This window comes from Agromyces sp. NPDC055661 (assembly GCF_053618135.1).
In genome coordinates, this window is the sequence record NZ_JBSHHC010000001.1 from 921,938 (window position 1) to 942,872 (window position 20,935).

A 20,935-nucleotide genomic window follows, 5' to 3' on the forward strand; every position below is an offset into this window, starting at 1 on the left:
GGTCAGGGCGCGGGCGCGCCGACGCCGACGGGCAGGTCGACGTCGATCGTCGTGCCGGCCCCTGAGGGCTCGGCGGCCGAGATGCGGACCGTGCCCCGGAGCGCAGCGACGCGATCCCGGATGTTCGCGAGCCCGCCGCTCGGCGGCGAACCCGGGGAGCTCGATCCGAGGCCGCATCCGTCATCGCTGATCGAGACGCGCAGCCGCCCGTCGGTCCGGGCGAGCGCGACCGACGCCCGGCTCGCGTTCGCATGCTTGGCCGTGTTCGTCAGCGCCTCCCGCACCACGTAGTAGGCGGTCGTCTCGACGTCGGCGGGATACCGTTCGGCGCGGACCCGCGCATCCGCATGCACCTCGAGCGGGATCGGGTACCGCGCCGCCCCCGACTCGATGGCCGCCACGAGCCCGTTGTCGCTGAGCACCGGCGGGTGGATGCCGTGCGCGAGCTCCCGCAGGTCGGTGAGCGTCTGGCGTGCCTGCTCCTGCAGCTCGGCCAGCTCGGCCGACGAGAGCTGGCCGCGCTCGAGCCGGTTCCGCGCCAGTCGGAGGCCGGCGATCTGGGCGACGATGTCCTGCTGGATCCCGTCGTGCAGGTCGCGTTCGAGGCGCCGGCGCTCGTCGTCCTGCGCAGCCACGAGCCGCTCCCGCGAGGCGGTGAGCTCGGCGAGCTGCTCGGCGAGGCGCGCCGTGAGGCGCACGTTGGCGACGGATGCCGCGGCCTGGCCGGCCACCGTGCGCAGGAGCGCCCGCTCGGCCTCGCTGTACTCCCCGCGATGGCGCGGCCCCACCTCGATGCGACCGAGGACCTCGTCGGCGTGGACGAGATCGACCCCCTCGACCGGATCGCCGCCGACCTCCCCGGCGATCCCGGCGGGCGACGCGACGAGCGCACCGTCCGACCCCACGAGCCGGATCCGCACCCACGTCGCGCCCAGGCCGTCGGCCACCGCGCTCGCCAGGTGGCTCAGCAGGTCACCCGAGTCCGCCGAGCGCTCGAGCTCGGCGCCGAGCTCGCTGAGCATCGCGAGCTGGCGGTCCCGGTCGCCGAAGACCACGCGGTGGATCCACCGTTGGAGCCATCCGCGCACCGGCAGCAGGGCGACCGCGAGGATGCCGGTGAGGAAGGCGATCCCGAGCGGGGTGATGAGGCCGACGAGGAGCACGGCGGGCGCGACGACAGCGATGCCGTAGAGCACAGTGATGAGCACGTTCGAGGAACGCGTGACGGAGCGGGCGCGATCCTCCACCGCGACGTCGAACGCGCCGTACCGGAGGATGCCGTGGATCGCCACGAGCGGGACGGCCGCGAGCAGCACGAGCACCACGGCGTTGGCGATCATGTTCTCGGGCACGAACAGCGAGATCGAGTAGCTCACGACGATCGCGAACGTCAGCCATGCCATCAGTCGTGTTCGGGCCCGGACCTCCGGGTCTCCGAAGAACGCCCGGGAGATCAGCACCGCCAGTGCGAGGAAGACCGCCGGCCAGGCGTAGACGACCCACTCCGTGAGCGGCGCCGCCCAGGCGAGGGCGGGCACGGCGAACGGGTTCGGGATCGCGACGCCGGCCTCGGCGTGGACCTGCACGGTGAGCACGTGCGGGACGATCAGTATCGAGAACGGTGCCAGCACGACGGGGATCCAGAACACGCCGACCGAGATGCGCTGCCATCGGCGCTCGGGGATGCCCGTGGGGAACGTCGCGAAGAGGCTGATGAACGCGGCGGACGCGACCGTCGACGAGGTCAGGCCGACGAGGTTCAGGAACGGGAACCACGGCTCGCGGACCACGTCGGGGGTCATCTGCAGGAACGTCTCGAAGCCCGCACCGACGGCCATCGCCGTCGCGGCCCACGCGATGAACAGGGCCGAGCGCGCCGTCGAGACCGTGAGCAGCCACATGCCGAACACGAACAGCGGCAGGATGCCGAGCAGCGGCCAGGTCAGGCCGGGACCGGCGTCGCCCGCCACGAATCCGCGCGCCACGACGGTGTACAGCATGCACGCCGCTCCGAGCGGCGCCAGGGCTGCGAACCATCCCCACCTGCGGAGCACACTCCCATGGTCCTCCTCTCGCCGTGCGCGCGGGAGAGGGGCATCCGTACCGTCCCTTGGCGGCTGGCCTCCATGCGGTGTGCGGCGGACCGCCACGCGACCTCCGGCCTGCTGCGTTCCGGCACGCACGCCGTTCGACGAGCCTCGGGGGCGAGCGGATGCCACGACGGCGCGCCGCACCGAACAGGGAGTCACATCATGCGCAAGGTCTACACGGCTCTGGCCTGGATCATCGCGGGCGGCGTGGTCGTGCAGGCCGCCGCCATCGCGTTCGCCTTCGGCGGCGTGCTCAACCGGGTGTCGAACGGCGACGTCGTCGACAAGGCGCTCCTCGAGAGCCGCACGGCCGGCGGCGTCGGCGAGTCGGGCTTCTTCATCCACGGGATCGTCGGCGGCGTGGTGCTGCCGCTGCTCGCCGTCGCGCTGCTGATCGTGTCGTCCTTCGTGCGCGCCCGCGGCGCGAAGCTCTGGGCCGCGATCACGCTCGCCCTCATCGCGCTGCAGGTGACGCTCGGCTTCTCGATCATGGACGTCCCGTATCTCGGCCTCCTCCACGGCGCGAACGCCGCCGCGATCGTCGTGGCGGCCGTGATCGCCGCGTTCCGCGGGCGGGCGGCGCGTCCGATCGTCGAAGCGAAGGCCGAACCCTCCGAGGAGGCGACGAGCGATGCCCTCTCGGCGTGATCTCCTGCGGTGCGCCGTCGTCGGCGTCGCGGTCACGACCGCGCTCGGCGCCGGCGCGCTCGCGTGGAGCTCCACGCTGCTCGGCGAGTACTCGGTCATGGACATGGGCCGCGGCGGAAGCGGCGGCGAGGGCGGGCACGGCGGACACGGAAGCCCCGCCGGGTCGGGTGCGTCCGCGGCATCCGGCGCCGTCGGCTCGTCGCAGGCGCTCAGCGTCACCGACCTCACGGCCGACCCCGACCGCGCGCCCGACGTGCGCGTCGAGCTCACCGCCCGGCAGGGCACGATCGACGTGCCCGGCGGCCACCCGGTCGAGGGCTACACCGTCAACGGCACGTCGCCCGGACCCGAAATCCGCGCTCGGCAGGGGGACCTCGTCGAGGTGACGTTCGTCAACGAGTCGGTGACCGACGGCGCGACGCTGCACTGGCACGGCATCGACGTGCCGAACTCGGCCGATGGGGTCGCGGGCATCACGCAGGACGCCGTGCCCGTCGGCGGCCGGTACGTCTACCGCTTCGTGGCGGCGGACGCCGGCACCTACTGGTACCACTCGCACCAGGTGTCGCACGAGCAGGTCGTCGGCGGGCTGCTCGGCGCGATCGTGATCGATCCGGCCACGGCGTCGACGGCGTCGACCGCGTCGACGGATGCCGCGACAGGCGCCCTCGACGTCACCGCCCTGCTGCACGTGTACGGCGGCCAGCAGACCCTCAACGGCGCGGTCGAGGACGAACGCGTCGACGCCGCACCTGGATCGACCGTACGCGTCCGCGTGATCAACACCGACCAGGGCACTGCCTCGGTGTGGTCGGATGCCCCGTTCCGCGTCGCCGCGACCGACGGGCACGAGGTGTACGAGCCCACCGACGTGGTCGGGCAGCGCGTGCTCATCCCGGCGGGCGGACGCGCGGACGTCACGGTGCGGGCGCCGGCGCGCGGCGAGCTGGTGCGGCTGCACACGGGCGGCGCGCGCAGCGTGCTCGTCGGGGACGCGTCGGCCCTTCGACGGGCTCAGGGACCGGATGGACGGGCTCAGGGACCGGAGGAGGTGCCCCAGCCCTCGACGAGCCTCGACCTGCTCGCCTACGGCTCGCCGGCCCCGCTCGACTTCGATCCGACCCTCCCCGACCGCTCGTACGAGTACGTCATCGCGCGGCGCTTCGGCATCATCGACGGCCGGCCGGGCAGCTTCTGGACGATCAACGGCCGCATGTTCCCCGACGTGCCGATGTTCGAGGTGTCCGAGGGCGACGTGGTCGTGATGCACCTGCGCAACGACTCGGGCGACGTGCACCCGATGCACCTGCACGGGCACCACGTGGTCGTGCTCTCGCGGGACGGCGTCGCGGCATCCGGCAGCCCCTGGATCGTCGACTCGCTCGACGTGCACCCGGGCGAGTCCTACGACATCGCGTTCGTCGCCGACAACCCGGGCATCTGGAGCGACCACTGCCACACGCTCCCCCACGCGGTCGACGGGCTCATCGCGCACGTCATGTACGACGGCGTGACGACGCCGTTCACGATCAACGGCGATGCGGGGAACCACCCTGAGTGAGGGGCCGGGCGCGTGAGCCGTGCGGAATGCGCTGGAAGTGTGGCGGATCCGGCGTGAGCGGAGTAGAACACAGCCGAGCGTGATTCCAACCTGGGGTGCGGTCGAATCCCGTCACATCCGCGCGCACAGGTCGGTCAGGGATGGTGACAGGTTCGGTCGAGTCGTGAGGTAAGAGCGGGAGCACTGGGTTTCAGGCGGCCTTCCCGAACGGGGTTGCGCCAAGCAGACCGCGGCTGGTCCCACCCGCCGCCGAATCGTGTCCCCCGCCGCTCGGGTGCGCGGGCGCGGGTGCGGGTCGGGTCGGTGTGCGGGCGCGGTCAGGCCGGGCGCACCGGCTGGCGCAGCACGGTCTTCAGCTTCTCGGGCGCCGTTCGACCGGGATCGCTGAGATAGATCTCGTGATGCGGGCCGTTGAAGGTGAGGCCGTGCTGCGGCATCCACTCGTCGTGCAGGCGCGCCAGCGTCGGCGACTCGTCCTGGTAGGAGCCGACGTGGAGGATCTGCGCCGAGCTGCCCTCGGTCAGGCGCTCGAGGCGCACCCGGTCGAGCGCGGGGTTCGGCGGATCGCCGGCCTTCGCCGCCTTCTCGCGCACGGTGGCCACGGCGGCGGCGATCGCATCCTCCTCGATCCAGTCGGGCTGCGCGATGAGCATCTTCCAGCTCCAGGCGCGCTTGTCGCGTGCCGCGAACGCCCGCGGGTCCTCGGCCCACCACAGTCCCTCGAGCGGGGCGACCACGAAGTCGCGGCCCAGGCTCCGCTTGCTCGCGAACTTCACGGTGTAGGCCACGCCGTAGAGGGCCTGCACGGCCTCGCGGTACGCCGCCGCGGTATTGGGATCGCCGTGCCCGTCGACGGCGGCATACCGCATGGGCGGCACCTCGACGATCGCGAAGTCCTTCGCCGAGGGCGCGTACAGCTCGCGATGCTCGCGCTTGACGTCGTACTTCGCAGTCGTGGGCTCGGCCATGCGGCGAGCGTACGACGACCCTCGGTCAGTTCGTGACCGGATGCCCCGGTAGTCGACGTGCGTTCCCGACTCGCCGCTCGGGGATCCCCGGTCGGCTCGGCGCCCGCCGAGCGGGCCGATGAGCTGACCGACGGCCGCTCGCCGCTCAGGCCGCCGTCGTCCCGCGCGCACCGCGCTCGTGCGCGACGAGCTCGCGCACCGCCGGCGCGATCTCGGCGCCGAGACGCTCGGCGACCACGGGGTCGTCGCCCGCGACGAGGAACGAGCTCATGCCGTGCTCGAGCGCGAGTCCGGCGAGGTCGTCGACCCACTGCTCGGGCGGGCCGGAGAGCAGCCCGCGCGACACGGGCGAGAGGTCGACGCGCATGAAATTGAGCAGCCGGCGCACACCGGCGGGCGGGCGGCCCGCCGCGAGCGCGGCGTCGTCGATGCGCGAGTTCGACGGGTCGAGCGAGTCCACGCCCCGGTCGAGGTACTCCAGCGACGGCAGCCAGCCGTCGGCCGCCTCGCCCGTGAGCGCGAGCATCCGGGGCTTGTAGGCGCCGACCCAGACCCCGATGTCGTGCGCGGGTCGCGGCCCGCGCTTCGCCCCGGCGACGTCGTAGTACCGCCCGTGGTGGGAGATCCGGCCCGGGGCATCCACGTCCCACAGGTCGCGGATGATCGCGATGCCCTCGCGCAGCGCGTCGACGCCCTGGCCCGGCGTGAGCCGGCGCCCGCCCATCGCCGCGATGCCGTCCCAGAACGCCCCGGCACCGATCCCGAGCTCGAACCGACCGCCGCTCAGCACGTCGAGGGATGCCGCCGAGCGGGCGAGCACGGCGGGCGGGCGCAAGGGCAGGCTCGCGACGTTCGCGCTCAGGTGCACGTGCTCCGTGCGCGCCGCGACGTACGCGAGGAGCGTCGACGTGTCGAGGAACGACGCCTGGTACGGATGGTCCTGGAATGTCACGAGATCGAGTCCGGCCCGATCGGATGCCACGGCGAGTTCCACGGCCTGCCGGGCGCCCTGCGCCGACGGGGTGATGAACGTGCCGAACCGCAGGTCGTGTCCGTAGTCGGTCATGATGCCGCCTCCAAGCGGGGGGTCGGCGACGGTCGGGCGGATGCCGCGGCGACCGTCGGGTCGATGTTGAAGTTGTCGCGGAAGAGGTTCCGAGGGTCGTACCGGCGCTTCAGCGCTCGAAGTCGCTCGAGCACCTGCTCGGGGAACGCCTCGAGCAGCCGATCCGGGCTGCGGTCGGTCTCGAAGCTCACGTAGAGCCCGTCGAAGTGGTGTCGCAACCGACGCCATGCCGCGCTCAGCGCCGCGTCGTCGGCGCCCATCGCGGTCACCTGGAAGGCGACCGAACGGTGCGGGAAGGCCATCGCCTCGGGCGCGACGTCCCCGATCGCGCCACCCATGGTGCGCAGCTGGAAGAAGTGCACGACACCGCTCGCGAGGAGCGTCGCGGCATCCGCTGCGAACTCGGGCGTCAGCGTCGGCAGGAAGGCCGAGCGCGACACCGGCTCGCCGAAGCCGTGGTGGCCGTCGGGTCCGACGTCACCGGCCTGCGCCATCACCTCGCGGTACGGCATGACGGCCGCCTCCTGCTGCGCCAAGAGGCCGATGCCCGTGAACGGGGTCAGCCGCTCGACGATGACGTCGGGATCGGGGTCGTCGACGATCGCGTAGAGCTGGATGACGGACTGCCCCTCATGCGGGCGTCCCGTGACGAGGAACACCGTCGTGTCGCGCGGGGCGGCGGTGGCGATGCGCCCGAAGTCGCGCAGGCTGCCCTCGAGGTCGGGCGAGAGGAGCGCGAGCTTCGCCCAGCCCACCTCGTCGACCTCGTCGACCTCGAACTCGAACGCCGTGGCGATGCCGAAGTTCGCCCCGGCGCCCCGCACCGCCCAGAACAGGCCTGGGTGCTCGTCTGCGGAGGCCCGCACACGGCGGCCGTCGGCCAGCACGAGCTCCACCGCGCGCAGGTGGTCGATCGTGAGCCCGTGCTCCCGCGAGAGCAGGCCGATGCCGCCCGCCGTCGCGAGCCCGCCGACGCCCACGCCGCCGTAGTCGCCCGAACCGAGCGCCCAGCCGAACGGATGCAGCGCCGCGGCCACCTGCTTCCACGTCGCACCCGGTCCGATGCGCACCAGTCGGCGCTCGCGATCGAGCACCTCGATGCCGTTCATGCGTCCGACGTCGATCACGAGGCCACCGCGGTTCGTGGACCGTCCGCTGACCCCGTGTCCGCCGCTGCGGACGCCGAGGGGCACATCGGGGTGACGTCGCGCGAACCCGAGCGCGTCGGCGACCTCGTCGGCCGTTCGCGGCCGGAGCACGAGGCCGGGAGCGCCGCCCCTGAGGTAGGTCGAGGACACGCTGCGGTACGCGGGGTCGCCCGGCTCGACGATCGCGTCGGCGAGCGACTCGGGCACGCCGTCGTAGTCGATGCCCGGAACGCGTCGGGCGCGCGCGGCGGCCGAGCGCGCGGGTCGGGCCGGCGCGAGTCCGCGGAGTTCCTCGGCGAGGGCGGCGATGCGCTCCACGTCGGCGAGCGTGTCCGCCGGTACCACGACGGGCACGCCCTCGCCGGCGAGCACCGTCAGGTCGTCACGGGTCGCCCCGGCGGGCGCGATGCGCCACGGCCGCGCGGCGGCGGCATCCGCTCGCTCGCCGCCGACGCTCGCCGCGATGGCCGCGCCGCCACGGAGCAGTCGTGACGGCGCGAGCACGTCGAGGCTCTCGTGTGCGCGGGCGATGACACTCGCGATGGGGCGCTCGGCGTCGCGCGGGTCGGGTGCCGCTTCGCGAAGGCCGAATGCCGCGCCCCGCGGCGCCCGCGCGGATTCGTCGACGCCGATCGCGATGCGCTCGGTACGGCCGGCCAGCCAGGCGGCGGTCGTCCACGGGTCGAGCGGCGTGCGGTCGGGCTCTGGTCGCGCCCCGACGACCACGAGGTCGAGCCCGTGCCCCTCAGCCGCGATCGCCAGGTCGTCGGATCCCTCGACGGTCGGTTCGATCCGGATTCCGATCTCGATGGTCATGCTCCTCCAAACGTGCTGTACCAACGATAATCGGTTCTTTAGATGATTTATTCCGCAGATCGAGTTGTAGACTGAGGGCATGAGCGACACGACGCGAACGGATGCCCCGCCCCCGGCGCTCGACCTCGGCGACGACCTCGGCTGGGCCCTCGGGGTCCTCCTCCGCGGCTACCGCGATCGGGTGAAGCGCGCCCTCGGCGACTTCCCGCACGGACCCCGCGGCTACGAGACCATGGCCGAGGTGCTGCGCGGCACGCAGCCCAGCCAGCTCGCCCTCGCGAACCACCTCGGGATCGACCGCACCGTCATGACCTACCTCGTCGACGACCTCGAACAGGAGGGCCTGGTCGAGCGACGGGCGAACCCGACGGACCGCCGGCAGCGGATGGTCGTCGCCACCGACAAGGGACGCGAGCTCGTCGAGACGGCATGCCGCCGCGTCGTCGAGGCGCAGGACGAGCTGCTCGGCACGCTCGACGGGCCGGAGCGCACCGCCTTCCGACAGCTGCTCAACAAGGCCGCCGCCGGCACCGGCGAGGACGTCGACGACCCGTGCGAGGTCGCCGACGAGGCCTGAGCGAAGGCTACGCCTGCCCGTCGCCCGTGCCGCGCGGCGTGAGCCGGATGACCGGCATCTCGCGGTCCGTGATCTTCTCGTACTTCGCGAATCCCGGAGCCTCGGCCGTGATGCGCCGCCACGCCGTCGCGCGCTCGTCGCCGTGCAGCTGCCACGGCGTCACGTCGATGCGCTGCCCGGCGAACTCGATGCGCACCCGCTCGGGATTCGCCGCCATGTTGTAGTACCACGACGGGTTGCGGGCGGCGCCGTTCGCGGACGCCACGATGAGGCGCGAGCCGTCGGCCTCGGCGAAGGAGCGCACCGGGTTCATCCGCTCCCGGCCGGTGCGCTTGCCGATCGTGACGAGCACCACCTGGCGGTCGTCCTTCGCGCCCTTGCGTCGGATGCGGTCGACCATCCAGCGATTGCCGCGCTGCTCGATGCGGCTGCGGCCGGGCTGCCGTGCGCCGCGGGTGCCGTTCGGCGTGTCGAGGGCCATGTCGTCGCCTCCTCGGGGTGGCGATCCCCTGCCTCCATCATCTCGCCGTCCGACGCCCCGTGCACGGAACGCTCGGCTGGAGGACGTAGGGTCGATTCACCGTCCCCCGCCTCGAGAGGAGTACGCCTGCCATGAGCAGCGTCGCAGCCCTGGAAGTCTTCGACCGTCGTGAGTCGGAGGTGCGCGGCTACATCCGCGCGTTCCCGACCGTGTTCGACCGGGCCACCGGCTCGACCCTCGTCGACGCCGACGGCCGCGAGTACCTCGACTTCTTCGCCGGCGCCGGCGTGCTCAACTACGGGCACAACAACCCCGCGTTCACGCGTGCGCTGATCGAGTACCTCGAGCGCGACGGCATCATCCACGGCCTCGACATGGCCACCTCGGCGAAGCGGGCGTTCATCGAGGCCTTCGAGCGCATCGTGCTGGAGCCGCGCGGCCTCGACCACAAGCTGCAGTTCACCGGCCCGACCGGCGCGAACGCCGTCGAGGCGGCGCTCAAGGTCGCACGCCAGGCGACCGGGCGGTCGACCGTCGTGGCCTTCACGAACGCCTTCCACGGGCTCAGCCTCGGCTCCCTCGCGGCAACGGGGAACAGCCACTACCGCTCCGCCGCCGGCGTCAGCCTCGACGACGTCGCGCGCCTCCCCTACGACGGCTACCTCGGCGCCGACGTCGACACCCTCGACCTGCTCGAGAAGATGCTCGACGACCCGGGTTCGGGCCTCGACCTGCCCGCCGCCGTGATCGTCGAGGCGGTGCAGGGCGAGGGCGGCATCAACGTCGCGCGCGCCACCTGGCTGCGCCGCCTGCGCGAGCTGACGGCCGCCCGCGGCATCCTGCTGATCCTCGACGAGATCCAGGCCGGCGTCGGCCGCACCGGCGCGTTCTTCGCGTTCGAGGAGTCGGGCATCGTCCCCGACATCGTGACCGTCTCGAAGTCGATCTCGGGCTCGGGCCTGCCGATGTCGCTCGTGCTGCTGCGCCCCGAGGTCGACGTGTGGAAGCCCGGCGCCCACACCGGTACGTTCCGGGGCAACAACCTCGCGTTCGTGTCGGCGCGGGTCGCGCTCGAGACCTACTGGGCCGACTCGGCGTTCACCGACGCGATCGCTGCGAAGTCGGCGCTCCTGCGCAGCGAGCTCGACCGCATCGCCGCCGACCACCCCGAGCAGGGCTTCGTCGTGCGCGGCCGCGGCCTCATGTACGGGCTCGCCTGCGACGCCGATCGCACGCTGGCCGGCCGGATCTCGAAGGAGGCGTTCGGGCGCGGACTCGTGATCGAGACGTCGGGCGCGTTCGACGAGGTGCTGAAGTTCCTGCCCGCGCTGACGATCGACGAGGACGAGCTCCGCCGGGGCCTCGCGATCGTGCGGGAGAGCCTCGACGCGGTGCTCGCGGGCTGACCCGGTCGCCCGGTCACAATCCCGCCGCGCACCCGGTCCTCGCTGGTGACCCCCGCCGGAGGCCGGGGCGCTGACCGGGAGGGCGACACATGGGCGAGGGACTCGAGCGGCTGGAGCCGCTGCGGCACGTGACGGCGGGCGTGCTGGACGTCACGTACTTCGAAGCCGGGCCGGCCCACGGCCGTCCCGTGATCCTGCTGCACGGCTTCCCGTACGACATCCACAGCTACGTCGACGTCGCGCCGCGGCTCGCCGAAGCCGGCTTCCGGGTCATCGTGCCCTACCTGCGCGGGCACGGCGGCACGCGGTTCCGCGATCGCGCGACCCCGCGCTCGGGGCAGCAGGCCGCGCTCGGCCGGGACGTCATCGACCTCATGGACGCCCTCGGCATCGAGCGCGCCGTCCTCGCCGGCTACGACTGGGGCGGGCGCGCCGCGTGCGTTGCGGCCGCGCTGTGGCCGGAGCGCGTCGAGGGCATCGTGTCGGTGAACGGCTACCTCATCCAGGACCTGGCCGCCGCGATGGCACCGCTCCCGCCGCAGCTCGAGGCGGGCTTCTGGTACTTCTTCTACTTCCTCACCGAGCGCGGCCGCGCGGGCCTCGCCGCCCACCGGCGGGAGATCGCCGAGGTGATCTGGCGCCGCAACTCCCCCGCATGGGCCTTCGCCGACGCCGAGCTCGACCGCGCCGCCGCCGCATTCGAGAATCCCGACTACGTCGACATCGTCATCCACTCGTATCGGCACCGGCTCGGCCACGTCGACGGTGCGCCCGCCTACCGGGAAGTCGAGGCCCGGCTGGCCGAGCTGCCGCCCATCCCCGTGCCGGCGGTGACCCTCGACGGCCTCGCCGACGGCAACTTCCCGGCGACGGATGCCGCGGCATCCGCTGCGCACTTCACCGGGCCGCGCGTGCACCGGCACGTGCCCGACGCCGGGCACGACCTGCCGCAGGAGGCGCCCGAGGCCTTCGCCGCGGCGGTCGTGGAGGTCGCGAGGCTCAGCTCGGCCGACGCGGCGGCCTGACGGCCGACTCGAGCGCCTCGAGGTCGCCGTCGTGCGCGGCCTCCAGGAACGCGTCGTGCAGGCGATCCCGGTCGGCCCGTCGGACGGATGCGTGCCGACCCTTGGCGATGTGCCGGCGGGCCCGGCTCACGAGCTGCCGTGCGTTCGCATCGGTCGTCTCCACGATCTCCGCGATGCGGTCGTACGGATACGCGAACGCCTCCCGCAGCACGTACGCGGCGCGCTCGGTCGGCGAGAGCCGTTCGAGCAGCCGCAGTACGGCGAAATCGAGCGCCTCGTCGCGCTCGGCTGCGAGTTCGGGGTCCTCGCCGGTGTCGATCGGCTCCGGCAGCCACGGGCCGAGGTAGGCCTCGCGACGCACTCGCGCGGACTGGAGCTCGTTGATGGCGAGCCGGGTCGTCGTCGTCGCGAGGAATGCCGCCGGATCGCGCACGGCGCTGCGGTCGTACTCCTGCCAGCGGATCCAGGCGTCCTGCACGACGTCCTCGGCATCCGCGACGCTGCCCAGCATGCGGTAGGCGATGCCGAACAACCGCGGCCGGAGCTCCGCGAAGGTGGCGGCCGCCTCATCCAGGTCTGCAGCGGATGGCACGACCCTCACCCTACGCTCGTCGAGCCGACGGCGGAGCGGACGGCGGAGCATCCCTTCCGCGACGTCGGTGCCGGACGATACGGTGGGCCCCGGACCGAATGGGGGATGAAGATGTCCGTTTCCGACCGCGCCGCACTCGAACGGCTCCGCTCCGACCTGCAGGGCACGCTCGTGCTCGAGGGCGACGCCGACTACGACACGGCACGCCTGCCGTGGAACCTCGCCGTCGACCAGCGGCCCGCGGCGGTCGCCACGCCGGCCGACGTCGCCGACGTGCAGGCGATCATCGCCGCCGCGCGTGCCGGCGGGTACGGCGTGACCACGCAGCCGAACGGCCACGGCGCCGACGGCGACCTCGCCGACGTGATCCTGATCCGGCCGTCGCGGTTCGACGAGATCATGGTCGACGCCGAAGCGCAGCTGCTCCGCGTCGGCGCCGGCGTGAACTGGGGCCGCGCGCTCGAGCGCCTCGACGGAACGGGCCTCATCGGCCTCGCCGGCTCCAACCCCGAGGTCAACGTCGTCGGACTCACCATCAACGGCGGGCAGTCCATGTTCAGCCGCCGGTACGGCATCCCCGCGCGCTCCATCGTCGCCGTCGAGCTCGTCGACGCCGCCGGCGAGGTGCGCCGGGTCACCGACGCCGACGACGCCGAGCTCGCGTGGGCGCTCCGCGGAGGCGGCGGCCTGTTCGGCGTGATCACCGCCATCGAGCTCGCGCTCCATCCCGGCGACGCACTCTTCGGCGGGAGCCTGGCGTTCCCCGCGCGCAACGCGGTCGACGTCATCTCCGCCGCATACGAGCTCGCTCGCGACGTCCCCGAGCTCGGGCTCGACGTCGGCATGATGCAGTTCCCCGACCTGCCGCTCGTGCCGCCGCCGCTGCGCGGCCAGACCGTCGCGACGGTCGCGCTCGTGCACGTGGGCGACGAGGCGACCGGGCGCTCGTACGCCGATCGGCTCGTCTCGGTGGCCGAGCCCGTCGCCGACACGCTCACGGCGTTCACGATCGGGTCGCTCGCCGCCGTCGCGGCCGAGCCGGTCGACCCGATGCCGAACGCGGACTTCGGCGGCGCCGTCGACACGCTCGACGCCGGCTTCGCCCGGGAGTTCGTCGACGCGTTCCTCTCGGGCGCCGAGCACGGTCTCATGCGCTGCAGCGTGCGCGCGCTCGGCGGCGCGATCGCCGATGAGCTCGGCGCCGAGTTCTCCGCCGTGGGCGCGGTGCACGCCGGCGGATTCCTCAACAGCGGGGTGCTCCTGATGGACCCGTCGCTCGACCCGGCGGCGGCGCTGCAGCCGATGCGCGACCTCGTCGCGCGGCACCGCGGCGACACCACCGTGCCCACGTTCCTCGGGCTCGGCACGTCGCTCGCCGACGCCTACTCGGCCGACGTCGTCGACCGGCTGGCGGGCGTGAAGCGCCGAGTCGACCCCGACGGGATCATCCGCAGCAACCGTCCACTCGGATAGGGCGTCATCGCGCGTCGGTGTCACACTCGCTCGCCGGATCCGGTCAGAGCGGTTGAAACCCGCTCCGCGCGAAAGGAAGACCTCCATGTCCGATCACCTGCCCACCGTCGTGCTCGTCCACGGCGCGTTCGCCGAGTCCGCCAGCTGGAACGGCGTCATCGAACGCCTCTCCGAAGCCGGCGTCACCGCGATCGCCGCCGCCAACCCGCTCCGCAGCCTCGCGGGCGACGCCGCGTACGTCCGCGACGTCATCGACGCCCTCGAGGGCCCCGTCGTGCTGGTCGGGCACTCCTACGGCGGGCTCGTGATCTCCGAGGCATCCGCCGGTCACGATCGGGTGGCCGCACTCGTCTACGCCTCGGCGTTCGTGCCCGAGACGGGCGACAGCGCATTCGGCCTCTCGGCGAGCGAGCCCGGCTCGACCCTCGGCGAGGCGATCGAGGCGCACCCCATCTCGACCGGCGGCGTCGAGCTCGTGATCCGCCGCGACCGGTTCCACGCGCAGTTCGCCGCCGACGTGCCCGCGGCGGTCGCGGGCCTGATGGGCGCGACCCAGCGTCCCATCACCGAAGCGGCGCTGAAGGACGCCGTCGAGGCCCCCGTGCCCGGTTGGAAGGACCGGCCGACGTGGCACGTCTTCGGCGCCGAGGACCGCAACATCCCGGCCGCCGTGCTGCGGGCCGGCGCCGAGCGCGCCGGTTCTCGCGGCACGAACGAGGTCGCGGGCGCGTCGCACGCCATCAGCGTCTCGCAGCCCGAGGCCGTCGCCGCCGCGATCCTCGAGGCCGTGCACGCGGTGGCCGCCGAACGCGCCGCCGCCTGAGCCGAGGCCGATTCCCCGGGCGCGCGAGGTCGTCGGCTCGCGCGCCCAGGGCGGCCACCACCGGACGAATCTCCGTCGGGCCCGTCACACTTCGGCATCCCGTCCGGTCTCAGCAGGTGGAGGCGGATGCGCCACCTCCCGCCGACCGACAGGATGAGCAGATGGACGAGAACCTCGACGACGCGCTCGCCGTCTTCCAATCCGTGCGCCGGCGTCTGTTCGGCATCGCGTACCGGATGCTCGGCAGCGCCTCCGAGGCGGAGGACATCGTGCAGGACGCCTGGCTGCGCTGGCAGGGCACCGACCGGTCGGTGGTGCAGGATCCGGCGGCGTTCCTCGCGACGACGACCACCCGCCTCGCCATCAACTCGCTGCAGTCCGCGCGCGCCCGTCGCGAGACCTACATCGGACCTTGGCTGCCCGAGCCCGTGGACACGAGCCAGGACCCGACGCTCGGTGCCGAGCGCACCGAGGCGCTCGGCTACGCCGTGCTCGTCATGCTCGAGCGGCTCACGCCCACCGAGCGCGCCGCCTACGTGCTGCGCGAGGCGTTCGGCTACTCGTACGCGCAGATCCACGAGATCGTCCAGGTCTCGGAGGCCGCAGCGCGCCAGCTCGTGAGCCGCGCCCGCAAGCACCTCGCCGGCGAGCGCCGGCGCGAGGTCTCCACGTCGGAGCAGCAGCGCCTGCTCACCGCGTTCGTGAGTGCCGCGCAGACGGGCGACCTCGAGCAGCTCGAGCGGCTGTTCGCCGAGGACGTCGTGTCGTACTCCGACGGCGGTGGAGTGGTGCGCGCGTCGAAGTTCCCGGTGCATGGGCGGGTCACCGTCGCGAAGTTCGTCCGGGCGTTCCACACGCACTTCTGGGAGGGCGTCACCGTCACCGAGACCCAGACGAACGGCCAGCCGTCGGTGCTGCTGTCGAAGGACGGCACCACGTTCGCGGTGCTCACCGTCGTGGCATCCGACCAGGGCATCGACCAGGTGCTCTGGATGATGAACCCGAACAAGCTCGGCGGCGTGACCTCCCGTGCAGCCTGAGTCCCTCGTCGCGGGCCTGCTCGCCGCGCTCGAACGACGCGACGACCTCGCGGAGGCGCACCTCCTCGATCCCGACTGCAGCATCGTGGTCGACACGGGCGACTCCACGGGCGCCGAGCTGCGCGGCCGGGCGCACGTGGCGCGCGCGCTCGACGACCTTCGGGTGCGGCATCCGGATTCCGCGTTCGCGACCGTGCACGTGAACGGCGCGCCGGGGCTGGCGCTGCGCCTCCACGACGGCACGGTCGTCGGCGTGCTCGTCGTCGACGCCGGAGCGCACGGGACGATCCGGGAGATCTGGCTCTCCGCGGCGCCGGGCAAGCTCGCGCACTGGAACCGCCGCCGCCCGGCCGAGGGCTGAACCCCTCGACCGAGCGGCGGGCGCATCAGCCCGCCTCAGCGGGCGATGGCCGACTCCGTGTCGAGGCGCTCGAGCTTCTCGGGGTTCGCCACCGAGAAGATCCGCGTGATGCGGCCGTGCTCGATCGTGAAGCTCAGCGCGGCGACGATCGCGCCGTCGACCTCGACCCGCGCACCCGGGCCGCCGTTGACCCAGGCCGGCGTCGCCACGGGCGTGACGCCGAACTTCGCGAGGCCGCCGAGCACGTAGGCCACGAGCTTGTCGGCGCCGACGATGGGCCGGCGGGCGGCGCCCCGCACCTTGCCGCCGCCGTCGGCGACGGCGACGACGTCGGGCGCGAGCGCGTCCATGAGACCCTGCAGGTCGCCGGTGTTGAACGCGGCGAGGAACCGTTCGACCACCTGCTCCTGCTCGGCCGGGTCGACCTCGATCCGCGGCCGGCGCGCCGCCACGTGCTCCTTCGCTCGGTGCGCGATCTGTCGCACGGCGGCGGGCGTCTTGCCGACGGCCTCCGCGATCTCGTCGTAGGGCACGTCGAAGACCTCGCGCAGCACGAACACCGCGCGCTCGGTCGGCCCGAGCGTCTCGAGCACCGTGAGCATGGCCATCGAGAGGCTCTCGGCGAGCTCGACGTCCTCCGCGACATCGGGGCTCGTGATGAGCGGCTCGGGCAGCCACTCCCCCACGTACTCCTCACGACGGCGCGACACCGTGCGCAGCTGGTTCAGCGCCTGCCGGGTGACGATGCGCACGAGGTAGGCGCGCGGCTCGCGCACCTGCGACTGGTCGACCTGCGACCAGCGCAACCACGACTCCTGCAGCACGTCCTCGGCGTCGGCCGCCGAGCCGAGCAGCTCGTACGCGACCGTGAAGAGCAGACCGCGGTGGACGACGAACGGGTCGGTGCTCATGCGGGCGAGCCTACGTCGGCGGGCGAGCGCTCCGCGAGCGGCGGCAGCCCGCAGCTGGCCGAGAACTCGGCCGAGCGGATGCCGAGGGCGATGTTCATGCGAGCCGTCGCGTCCATCAGCCCGACCTTCGCGGTGAGCTCCAGCAGCGCCGGCGCACCGAGCTCGTCGAGCAGCGCGGCGGACAACTCGTCGGACACGGCGGGCGGCATCTGGCACATCGCCTCCGCGTACTCCATCACCCGGCGCTCGAGCGGCGAGAACACGTCGGACTCCCGCCACCGCGGCACCTCGCGCGCTCGTGCCTCGTCGAGGCCCTGGTCGTGCGACAGGAAGTAGTGCAGGTCGAGGCAGAAGCTGCACCCGACGTACGCGGCAGTCGCCATGCGCGCGAACGTCGACAGGGTCGGGTCGAGCGCGTCCCACTTCTCGGACTTGCGGCCGATCGTCATCAGGTCCTTCATCACCTCGGGGTTGTGCCACATCACGCCGACCGAGTCGGGCACCTGCCCGAGCATCTTCCGGCTGGCGACCTTCACCACCGCGCCGAACAGGCCGGTGATCTCGGTCGGGGGAATCCTCGCGTCCATGGTCATGTCCTCCAGTGACTCGTGCATCATGTGCCTTCGTCATGGAGACACCGCCCGGCGGCGGCGTGTGACAGGTGCAGGCCGGGCGTGCCGGCAGGGCGCGACGGATGCCTCACCGACGCGTCAGGACGAGCGACGCCGGGAACCGGCGCACCACCATCCGGTACGGCGGCTTCGCGAGCGCCGAGGCGACCTCGGGCCCGACGACGCGCGGCTCGTCGGCGACCTCGATCCGGCCCCGCCACGAGAGCACCGCGCGGCCCGCGGCCTGCACGTTCCGGGCCCATTCGGTCGTCGGGCCCCATGGCAGCCCGATGAGCACGACATCGGATGCCACGGTCGGCACGATCGCGATGGGCGTGTCGTACTCCGCGCCGCTGCGACGCCCGCGGTGGTGCACGACGGCCCAGAGCGGGAACCAGCGACGCCCCGCGAGGGCGATCGCGAACGGCGCGCTCGCCCGCAGCAGCCAGCGGGGCGGCTTCCCAGGGCGACGACGAGCGGCCATGCCTCCAGCATGCGCGCCGCCCGGCCCGAACGCGACCGCACCGGCCACGTGAACGCCGCGTTCCGGTCACCGGGCGACGGCCCGGATACGGTTGGCAGGGGCATCCGTACGAGACGGCGGCCGACGACACCTGGGGGAGACGATGACCGACACGACGACCACGCGCACCTCGGGCTGGAAGGCGTTCTGGAACCGAGGCGGCTGGTGGAAGGCGTTCGGGCTCGCGATCGTGTACCTGGCCGTGTACCAGCTGCTGCCGTTCGCGGCCCTGCCGTTCACGCAGGGCCTCGCCGACGCCGACGTGTTCGCCACGCCGGGCAGCGTCTTCGTGGGCCTCGCGCTGCCCGTCATCCTCGGCTCGATCGTGCTGCTGGCGTTCGCGTGGTCGATCGGCTGGCTGCCGAAGCCGCTGTTCGCCCGCCAGCCCGTCACGGGCAGCTGGTGGATGTGGATCGCCCCGGTCCTCGTGGTCATCCCGATCGTGCTGCGCCTCGTCGGGATCGACTACGGCGCCTACTCGGCGGGCGTGATCGCGATGACGTTCGTCGCGGGCGCGTTCATCGGCCTCTCCGAGGAGCTGCTCACGCGCGGCCTCGCGGTGACGTTGCTGCGCCGGTGCGGCTACAACGAGTGGGTCGTCGCGGCGCTGTCGACCCTGATCTTCGCGCTCCTGCACAGCGTGAACCTGTTCACGGGGCAGTCGATCGCGACGGTCGGCTTCACCCTGCTCTACGCGTTCGCGTTCGGGATCCTCATGTACCTGACGCTGCGCGTGACCGGCAACCTCATCTGGCCGATCATCCTGCACGCGCTGACCGACCCCACCACGTTCCTCGCGGTCGGCGGCGTCGACGAGGCGAACGCAGCCTCGCAGAACCCACTGCTCGCGCTCGCCGGGCCGGCCACGTTCCTCCTCATCGCCGCGGGCTTCGTGCTGCTCATCTTCATCCGAGGCAACGCGCACGGGCGCGCGTCCGCCGAGGAAGCCGCGCGCGACGCGCAGCCGACGCCCGCCTGAGCGCCCGCCCTCAGACCGCGTGGTCGACGATCGCCTGGACGATCGCCGCCGGTGCGGAGCCCTCGACCTCGTACACCGTGCCCGCGATCGAGACGTCAGCGAGCGACGGCGCGCCGTCGGCGTCGCGCTGGATCACGGCGCGGACATCGGTGGGAGCGCCGGTGAGCGCGAGCGGCTCGAACCCCGCATCGCCATCGGGTGCTGCGAAGCGGTCGACGAGGGGTGCGAGCCCGGGGGCGACGGTGACCGTGGTCCACTTCAGGCCTTCTCCCTCGACACGGCACTGGAACGCGCCGGCGGCGGCGCGGACCGCCCCCGGGAGTCCCGCGGTCGCGGACGTGCCGGCGTCGACGGGCGCGACCACGATGGTGGAGCCCTCGGGAAGCTGCAGCGCGGCGGCGAGGCCGGGCCCGTCGAGGACCTCGGCGCAGTCGGGCTCACCCGGCGCCGATCGCAGGGCGGGCCACTCGAGCTGCGCGGGTGCCGCCTGTTGAACCGTCGTGAACGCCGCCTCCGCGACGGCGGCCAGCCGGTCGATCACGACGCCCGTGTCGAGCCCCGCGAACCGACTGCCCGAGCCGGTGAGGCCGGCGGCGCTGAGGTGCACGTCGACCCAGGCGTCGCCGGCCGGCGCGGAGAACGCCCAGCCCGGGTCGCCCGCCGAGAAGGAGGCGTCGACGCCGGCGAGCCGCCGGGTGTCGGACGACGGCCCCTCCCCGGACGGCAGCGGCACCCACTGATCGGCGGCTCCGGGCAGGACGTCGATGCGCAGGTACGCCCAGTCGCTCGGAGCGTTGTACTCGGGCATGCCGCTGCCCACGCGCCATGAGCACGGCAGGCCGCCGACACCCTCGAGCAGCATCCCGTCGAACACGTCGCGGTCCTTGACGGCGGGAACCGGTTCGACCGCCACGCCGTCGGCCCCCTCGAGCGCCGCCGCGACGAGCTCGGGCGGCACGAGCTCGTCGCAGGTCAGCGCCGATGCCGCGGGCGGCGGCGTCGGCGACGGCGTGGCGGTCGGGGTCGGGCTGGCGGGAGGGGCGACGCACCCGGTCAGGGCGAGCAACAGCAGGGAGGCCGTCGCGACGACGGCGGTGTTCGGGCGCACGGCACGAACCTAGCGGGCGCAAGGCCGCGGTGGATCAGGAAGCGCCCGGATGTGGAGAACGACTCGAGCGGCGGAGCCGGCGCGGCATCCGCTCGCCCGGGATCACGACTCGGGGAGCTCGACCGTGTAGGAGACGATCTCGCTGATGCGCCCGTCGACGAAGTCGTAGACGTCGCACGAGGCGACGATCGAGACGCTGCCGTCGGGCTCGCTGTAGCGGGCGAGGCTGTCGACGACGACGCTGTCCTCGCCGACCACCGTGCGGAAGCGCTGGAACTCCGTGGTGATCTCGGCGAGGTCGTGGGCCGTGGCCTTGCACGCCTTCTCCACCTTCTTGCGGCCGAGCAACGGCTTGTTGCCCACCAGCGTCCAGACGACGTCGTCGGCGAGATGCGGCAGCGCGACGTCGAACCGATGGCTCGAGAACGCGCGCGCGATCTTCTCGGTCGTGAGGTCGGTCGTGAGCTCCATTGCTGTTGCCTCCCCGCGCGGCATCCCGCGCTACGGCGATGATGATGCGCTCAGCCTACGCGTGCAGACGCGACGGCGCCCCAGTTCCGTGGAACCGGGGCGCCGAATTCGCGAGCGTGACGCCGCGTCAGCCCTGACGGGCCTTCATGCGGGGGTTCGACGGGTTGATCACGAACGTGCGACCGCGCCGACGCACCACCTTCGCGCCACGCTGGGCGGCGAGCGACTTGATCGATGCACGTACCTTCATGGGGTCC

Annotated in this window: 22 protein-coding genes; 10 read left to right on the top strand and 12 right to left on the bottom strand. The window is 72.8% G+C overall.

Translation table 11 applies throughout. The features are described 5' to 3' along the window. Positions 1–2: 2 nt before the first annotated feature. A complete protein-coding gene (locus ACWGO8_RS04235; protein ID WP_452041879.1) occupies positions 3–2,000 on the bottom strand; it encodes a sensor histidine kinase in 1,998 nt (665 codons plus the stop codon). Positions 2,001–2,252: 252 nt separating this feature from the next. Between ACWGO8_RS04235 and ACWGO8_RS04240 the strand changes: the two genes are divergently transcribed. Both ACWGO8_RS04240 and ACWGO8_RS04245 read left to right on the top strand, forming a co-directional pair. Further along, a complete protein-coding gene (locus ACWGO8_RS04240) occupies positions 2,253–2,738 on the top strand; it encodes a hypothetical protein (protein WP_452041880.1) in 486 nt (161 codons plus the stop codon). Next, complete coding sequence (locus ACWGO8_RS04245) at positions 2,722–4,299, top strand: multicopper oxidase family protein (RefSeq protein ID WP_452041881.1); 1,578 nt, start codon at positions 2,722–2,724, stop codon at positions 4,297–4,299. Before ACWGO8_RS04240 ends, ACWGO8_RS04245 begins: the two co-directional genes overlap by 17 nt. A 317-nt stretch (positions 4,300–4,616) precedes the next feature. On the opposite strand, the gene ACWGO8_RS04250 is transcribed toward ACWGO8_RS04245, so the two are convergent. The 3 genes from ACWGO8_RS04250 to ACWGO8_RS04260 form a co-directional block, all read right to left on the bottom strand. Continuing rightward, entirely contained in the window at positions 4,617–5,267 is a 651-nt protein-coding gene (locus tag ACWGO8_RS04250) for a GyrI-like domain-containing protein (protein WP_452041882.1), read from the bottom strand. A 145-nt stretch (positions 5,268–5,412) separates the two neighbouring features. Next, entirely contained in the window at positions 5,413–6,333 is a 921-nt protein-coding gene (locus tag ACWGO8_RS04255; protein ID WP_452041883.1) for an LLM class flavin-dependent oxidoreductase, read from the bottom strand. After that, positions 6,330–8,297: an FAD-binding protein gene (locus tag ACWGO8_RS04260; RefSeq protein ID WP_452041884.1), complete on the bottom strand. Its 1,968-nt coding sequence runs from the start codon at positions 8,295–8,297 to the stop codon at positions 6,330–6,332. The genes ACWGO8_RS04255 and ACWGO8_RS04260 overlap by 4 nt, the downstream gene beginning before the upstream one ends. Before the next feature lie 79 nt (positions 8,298–8,376). Between ACWGO8_RS04260 and ACWGO8_RS04265 the strand changes: the two genes are divergently transcribed. Further along, positions 8,377–8,874, top strand: coding sequence for a MarR family winged helix-turn-helix transcriptional regulator (locus ACWGO8_RS04265; protein ID WP_452041885.1), 498 nt, complete (start codon positions 8,377–8,379; stop codon positions 8,872–8,874). A 7-nt stretch (positions 8,875–8,881) separates the two neighbouring features. Here the strand turns inward: ACWGO8_RS04265 and ACWGO8_RS04270 are convergent, their stop codons facing one another. Next, positions 8,882–9,355: a nitroreductase/quinone reductase family protein gene (locus ACWGO8_RS04270; RefSeq protein WP_452041886.1), complete on the bottom strand. Its 474-nt coding sequence runs from the start codon at positions 9,353–9,355 to the stop codon at positions 8,882–8,884. 131 nt (positions 9,356–9,486) lie between these two features. Here ACWGO8_RS04270 and ectB point away from each other — a divergent pair, with 131 nt between their 5' ends. Together ectB and ACWGO8_RS04280 are read left to right on the top strand one after the other, a co-directional pair. Beyond that, positions 9,487–10,761: a diaminobutyrate--2-oxoglutarate transaminase gene (gene ectB / locus ACWGO8_RS04275; RefSeq protein WP_452041887.1), complete on the top strand. Its 1,275-nt coding sequence runs from the start codon at positions 9,487–9,489 to the stop codon at positions 10,759–10,761. Between the two features lie 89 nt (positions 10,762–10,850). After that, positions 10,851–11,786 carry an alpha/beta fold hydrolase gene (locus ACWGO8_RS04280; protein WP_452041888.1) on the top strand — a complete coding sequence of 312 codons (936 nt, stop codon included), beginning with the start codon at positions 10,851–10,853 and terminating at the stop codon, positions 11,784–11,786. Here the strand turns inward: ACWGO8_RS04280 and ACWGO8_RS04285 are convergent. Beyond that, a complete protein-coding gene (locus tag ACWGO8_RS04285; protein ID WP_452041889.1) occupies positions 11,761–12,378 on the bottom strand; it encodes a sigma-70 family RNA polymerase sigma factor in 618 nt (205 codons plus the stop codon). The two genes, ACWGO8_RS04280 and ACWGO8_RS04285, sit on opposite strands and share 26 nt — an antisense overlap. 111 nt (positions 12,379–12,489) lie before the next feature. On the opposite strand from ACWGO8_RS04285, the gene ACWGO8_RS04290 reads away from it, so the two are divergent. From ACWGO8_RS04290 to ACWGO8_RS04305, 4 genes are all read left to right on the top strand, one after another. Next, positions 12,490–13,851 carry an FAD-binding oxidoreductase gene (locus tag ACWGO8_RS04290; protein WP_452041890.1) on the top strand — a complete coding sequence of 454 codons (1,362 nt, stop codon included), beginning with the start codon at positions 12,490–12,492 and terminating at the stop codon, positions 13,849–13,851. Between the two features lie 85 nt (positions 13,852–13,936). Next, positions 13,937–14,674 carry an alpha/beta fold hydrolase gene (locus ACWGO8_RS04295; RefSeq protein WP_452041891.1) on the top strand — a complete coding sequence of 246 codons (738 nt, stop codon included), beginning with the start codon at positions 13,937–13,939 and terminating at the stop codon, positions 14,672–14,674. 161 nt (positions 14,675–14,835) lie between these two features. Further along, positions 14,836–15,714, top strand: a complete 879-nt coding sequence (locus tag ACWGO8_RS04300) for an RNA polymerase sigma-70 factor (protein WP_452041892.1) — start codon at positions 14,836–14,838, stop codon at positions 15,712–15,714. Continuing rightward, positions 15,704–16,075 carry a hypothetical protein gene (locus ACWGO8_RS04305; RefSeq protein ID WP_452041893.1) on the top strand — a complete coding sequence of 124 codons (372 nt, stop codon included), beginning with the start codon at positions 15,704–15,706 and terminating at the stop codon, positions 16,073–16,075. Before ACWGO8_RS04300 ends, ACWGO8_RS04305 begins: the two co-directional genes overlap by 11 nt. Positions 16,076–16,110: 35 nt before the next feature. Here the strand turns inward: ACWGO8_RS04305 and ACWGO8_RS04310 are convergent, their stop codons facing one another. The 3 genes from ACWGO8_RS04310 to ACWGO8_RS04320 form a co-directional block, all read right to left on the bottom strand. Then, entirely contained in the window at positions 16,111–16,986 is an 876-nt protein-coding gene (locus tag ACWGO8_RS04310; protein WP_376956000.1) for an RNA polymerase sigma-70 factor, read from the bottom strand. Further along, the gene (locus ACWGO8_RS04315; RefSeq protein WP_452041894.1) at positions 16,983–17,600 is read right to left on the bottom strand and encodes a carboxymuconolactone decarboxylase family protein; all 618 of its coding nucleotides are present in this window, start codon (positions 17,598–17,600) and stop codon (positions 16,983–16,985) included. The genes ACWGO8_RS04310 and ACWGO8_RS04315 overlap by 4 nt, the downstream gene beginning before the upstream one ends. Before the next feature lie 85 nt (positions 17,601–17,685). Next, positions 17,686–18,081: a nitroreductase family deazaflavin-dependent oxidoreductase gene (locus ACWGO8_RS04320; protein ID WP_452041895.1), complete on the bottom strand. Its 396-nt coding sequence runs from the start codon at positions 18,079–18,081 to the stop codon at positions 17,686–17,688. A gap of 142 nt (positions 18,082–18,223) precedes the next feature. Between ACWGO8_RS04320 and ACWGO8_RS04325 the strand changes: the two genes are divergently transcribed. Next, positions 18,224–19,099 carry a CPBP family intramembrane glutamic endopeptidase gene (locus tag ACWGO8_RS04325; RefSeq protein ID WP_452041896.1) on the top strand — a complete coding sequence of 292 codons (876 nt, stop codon included), beginning with the start codon at positions 18,224–18,226 and terminating at the stop codon, positions 19,097–19,099. 10 nt (positions 19,100–19,109) lie between these two features. Here the strand turns inward: ACWGO8_RS04325 and ACWGO8_RS04330 are convergent, their stop codons facing one another. The 3 genes from ACWGO8_RS04330 to rpmJ form a co-directional block, all read right to left on the bottom strand. Beyond that, positions 19,110–20,207, bottom strand: a complete 1,098-nt coding sequence (locus tag ACWGO8_RS04330; RefSeq protein WP_452041897.1) for a hypothetical protein — start codon at positions 20,205–20,207, stop codon at positions 19,110–19,112. Between the two features lie 102 nt (positions 20,208–20,309). Next, complete coding sequence (locus ACWGO8_RS04335) at positions 20,310–20,678, bottom strand: nuclear transport factor 2 family protein (protein WP_452041898.1); 369 nt, start codon at positions 20,676–20,678, stop codon at positions 20,310–20,312. Between the two features lie 127 nt (positions 20,679–20,805). Then, on the bottom strand, positions 20,806–20,928 hold the full coding sequence (gene rpmJ, locus ACWGO8_RS04340) for a 50S ribosomal protein L36 (RefSeq protein WP_148732402.1): 123 nt from the start codon (positions 20,926–20,928) through the stop codon (positions 20,806–20,808). Positions 20,929–20,935 lie beyond the last annotated feature (7 nt).

Coding starts and splice junctions, on each gene's coding strand:
- ACWGO8_RS04235 (WP_452041879.1), bottom strand. CDS start 2,000: ATGCTGTACACCGTCGTGGCGCGCGGATTCGTGGCGGGCGACGCCGGT.
- ACWGO8_RS04240 (WP_452041880.1), top strand. CDS start 2,253: ATGCGCAAGGTCTACACGGCTCTGGCCTGGATCATCGCGGGCGGCGTG.
- ACWGO8_RS04245 (WP_452041881.1), top strand. CDS start 2,722: ATGCCCTCTCGGCGTGATCTCCTGCGGTGCGCCGTCGTCGGCGTCGCG.
- ACWGO8_RS04250 (WP_452041882.1), bottom strand. CDS start 5,267: ATGGCCGAGCCCACGACTGCGAAGTACGACGTCAAGCGCGAGCATCGC.
- ACWGO8_RS04255 (WP_452041883.1), bottom strand. CDS start 6,333: ATGACCGACTACGGACACGACCTGCGGTTCGGCACGTTCATCACCCCG.
- ACWGO8_RS04260 (WP_452041884.1), bottom strand. CDS start 8,297: ATGACCATCGAGATCGGAATCCGGATCGAACCGACCGTCGAGGGATCC.
- ACWGO8_RS04265 (WP_452041885.1), top strand. CDS start 8,377: ATGAGCGACACGACGCGAACGGATGCCCCGCCCCCGGCGCTCGACCTC.
- ACWGO8_RS04270 (WP_452041886.1), bottom strand. CDS start 9,355: ATGGCCCTCGACACGCCGAACGGCACCCGCGGCGCACGGCAGCCCGGC.
- ectB (WP_452041887.1), top strand. CDS start 9,487: ATGAGCAGCGTCGCAGCCCTGGAAGTCTTCGACCGTCGTGAGTCGGAG.
- ACWGO8_RS04280 (WP_452041888.1), top strand. CDS start 10,851: ATGGGCGAGGGACTCGAGCGGCTGGAGCCGCTGCGGCACGTGACGGCG.
- ACWGO8_RS04290 (WP_452041890.1), top strand. CDS start 12,490: ATGTCCGTTTCCGACCGCGCCGCACTCGAACGGCTCCGCTCCGACCTG.
- ACWGO8_RS04295 (WP_452041891.1), top strand. CDS start 13,937: ATGTCCGATCACCTGCCCACCGTCGTGCTCGTCCACGGCGCGTTCGCC.
- ACWGO8_RS04300 (WP_452041892.1), top strand. CDS start 14,836: ATGGACGAGAACCTCGACGACGCGCTCGCCGTCTTCCAATCCGTGCGC.
- ACWGO8_RS04310 (WP_376956000.1), bottom strand. CDS start 16,986: ATGAGCACCGACCCGTTCGTCGTCCACCGCGGTCTGCTCTTCACGGTC.
- ACWGO8_RS04315 (WP_452041894.1), bottom strand. CDS start 17,600: ATGCACGAGTCACTGGAGGACATGACCATGGACGCGAGGATTCCCCCG.
- ACWGO8_RS04320 (WP_452041895.1), bottom strand. CDS start 18,081: ATGGCCGCTCGTCGTCGCCCTGGGAAGCCGCCCCGCTGGCTGCTGCGG.
- ACWGO8_RS04325 (WP_452041896.1), top strand. CDS start 18,224: ATGACCGACACGACGACCACGCGCACCTCGGGCTGGAAGGCGTTCTGG.
- ACWGO8_RS04335 (WP_452041898.1), bottom strand. CDS start 20,678: ATGGAGCTCACGACCGACCTCACGACCGAGAAGATCGCGCGCGCGTTC.
- rpmJ (WP_148732402.1), bottom strand. CDS start 20,928: ATGAAGGTACGTGCATCGATCAAGTCGCTCGCCGCCCAGCGTGGCGCG.